The 2738-nt window shown below is 75.1% G+C and carries 2 protein-coding genes; one reads left to right on the forward strand and one right to left on the reverse strand.

Features of this window, described 5'->3' with window-relative positions:
* Positions 1-44: 44 nt before the first annotated feature.
* Positions 45-1031 carry a BtrH N-terminal domain-containing protein gene (locus A2U95_RS22550; protein ID WP_166026139.1) on the forward strand — a complete coding sequence of 329 codons (987 nt, stop codon included), beginning with the start codon at positions 45-47 and terminating at the stop codon, positions 1029-1031.
* Between the two features lie 3 nt (positions 1032-1034).
* Here A2U95_RS22550 and A2U95_RS22555 read toward each other — a convergent pair.
* Positions 1035-2738: serine hydrolase domain-containing protein (locus A2U95_RS22555; RefSeq protein WP_166026141.1), on the reverse strand; the 1704-nt coding region annotated here is incomplete at its 5' end.

Below are 2738 nucleotides of genomic sequence, written 5' to 3' on the forward strand. Positions count from 1 at the left end.
GGGAGCACCCGGCGCGCGGCCTTCCGGCGCGGCAACATGGCCGGGTGACCACCGTCGAAGACATCGATCCCCGCGGTACGCGGCACTGCGAGACGTCGACCCTGGGGGTCCTGCTGCGGCACCAGGGACTCGACCTGTCGGAGCCCATGCTGTTCGGCCTCGGCTCCGGTCTGTCCTTCGTCTACTGGGACAGCAGGGCCATGGGCTTCCCCTTCCTCGGGGGACGGGTCAAGCCCTTCGAGCTCACCAGGAACCTGGCCGCCAACCTCGGCTGGGAGCTCGACGTCCGGGAGACGGCCTCCCCGCGCAAGGCGTGGGAGAACGTCGCGGCCGCCGTCGACGCCGGCCGCCCGGTCGGGCTGCAGCTGGACAGCTACCACCTCGACCACTTCAGCACCAGGGTCCACTTCGGCGGTCACGTCGTCGCCCTGTACGGCTACGACGACCACCAGGCCCACCTGGTGGACACAGACCAGCAGGGCGGTGCGGTCTCCACCGGCCTGGACGCCCTCGCCAGGGCCCGCGCCGAGCGCGGCCCGATGACGGCCAGGCACCGGTCGTTCACCCTCGCCGTCCCCCGGAACGCGCCCGCCCCGCGGAGCCGGATCGTGCCCGCCGTCACCGCGTGCGCCGACGCCTTCCTGAACCCGCCCATCGCCAACCTCGGCCACCGGGGGATCGCGAAGGCCGGGAAACTGGTGCGCACCTGGCTCGACCGCACCGACGACCCCGGACGGGACCTGCCCCGGGCCGCCCTCCTGATGGAGAAGGGCGGCACCGGCGGCGCCCTGTTCCGCAACCTCTACCGCGACTTCCTCGCCGAGTGCGCCGAGTCGCTCGGCAGCGCCCGGCTGCGCACCGGCCTCGGGCTCTACGCCGAGGCCGCCGCCGGGTGGACGCACGTGGCCGAACTGATCACCACCGCCGGCCGGACGGAGGAGGAGCGGTACCTCGCCGAGGCGGGCGACCTGCTGCTCGGCCTCTCGCGCCTGGAACGGGGAGCCATGGAGGAGCTGAGCCGCCTGACCTGACGCTCAGTCCCGCTCCCGCGTCCAGCCGTCCGCCGTCACCCGGGCCCGGTCGGCCGGACGGGCGTCGGCGTACAGCAGGGTGTCCCCGGCGGTGACCTTCTGCGCGCCCACGTAGACCCCGCGGCCGACGTACCGCGCGTCGGTGGTGTACCGCCAGCGCACCGAGGTGGCCGCGGAGGACGGCAGACCGGCGGCGAAGCGGTGCCAGACCCGGCCGTTGAAGCCGGACACCCGGCCGTCGGCGCGCGCCACGTCCTCCTCGGCGCGCGGGGCCCGGGTGGCGAACGGCAGGGCACGCCAGGTGGCGCCGCCGTCCGTGGAGACCTCGGCGCGCAGCACGTCGTGCGGGGCCTCCGTGTCCCACCACAGGTCGCCGGTGAGCCGGGCGCCCGCCGAGGTGTCGAGCGCGGGCAGGGTCAGCACCGCGTCCGCGGCGGGGGTCATGCCGCCGAACCAGGCGGCGGCCCCGTGGGCGGGCGGCACCGGGACCGCGCGGGCCATCCGTTCGCCCGCCGCCTGCCGCGGCGCCGATCCGGAACGCCAGGTGCGCACGGGGTGCACCGAGTTGCCCAGCAGGATCAGGAACGAGTCGGTGGTGGGGTCGAGCACGATGCAGGTGCCGGTGAAACCGGTGTGTCCGGCGGTGCGCGGGGTGGCCATGGCGCCCATGTACCAGTGCTGGTCCAGCTCGAAGCCGAGTCCGTGGCTGTTGCCGGGGAAGCCGGTGTTGAAGTCGGAGAACAGCAGTTCCACCGACCGTTCCGACAGGATCCGGACCCCGCCGTACGCGCCGCCGTCGAGCAGCGTGCGGGCCAGCACCGCCAGGTCCCAGGCGCAGGAGAAGACCCCGGCGTGACCGGCCACGCCGCCCATGGCGTAGGCGTTCTCGTCGTGCACCTCGCCCCACACCAGGCCCCGGTCCAGGCCCGCCCACGGCGGGCGGGACACCTCCGTGGCGGCGATCCGCGGCCGCCAGTCGGCGGGCGGGTTGTAGCGGGTGCGGGTCAGGCCCAGCGGGCCGGTGAGCTCCTCGGCGAGCAGCACGTCCAGCGGCTTGCCGGTCACCCGCTCCAGCACCAGCTGGAGGGTGATCAGGCTGAGGTCCGAGTACCGGTAGACGGTGCCCGGCGGATTCGTGGGCGCCACCGCCCACAGCGCCTCGAGCATCGCCTCGCGGTCGGGCAACCGGTACAGGGCGATCCAGGCGGGCATCCCCGAGGTGTGCGTCAGCAGGTGACGGACCGTGACGTCCTGCTTGCCGCCGCCGGCGAACTCCGGGACGTACCGCGCGGCGGGGGCCTCCAGCTCGATCCGGCCGCGCTCGAGCTGCTGCACCACCAGCAGCGAGGTGAACAGCTTGGACAGGGAGGCCAGGTCGTACACGGTGTCCGGGGTGGCGTCGATCTGCTCCTGCGGCGGGAACTCCACGGCCCGGCCGGCGGCCGCGTCGTAGTCGGCGTACCGGACCGCCTTGCCGACCGCGGTCTCCAGCGCCACGGTCCTGCCGCGTCCGGCGAGCACCACCGCGCCCGCCCAGTACGGGTGGGTGGGGGAGGGGCCCAGGTACCGCTCGGCCACCGCGGTGATCTCCGCGAGCCGGTCCTCGAGGAGCCCGGCCCGCGCGGCCGTCCCGCGCCGCAGCACCGGCCGTGGCCCGCGGCCCGGCGCCGCGTCACCGGGCGGCGGTCCGGCCGCCGACGCGGCGCC

This window comes from Streptomyces chilikensis (assembly GCF_001642695.1).
Classification (GTDB): Bacteria; Actinomycetota; Actinomycetes; order Streptomycetales; family Streptomycetaceae; genus Streptomyces; species Streptomyces chilikensis.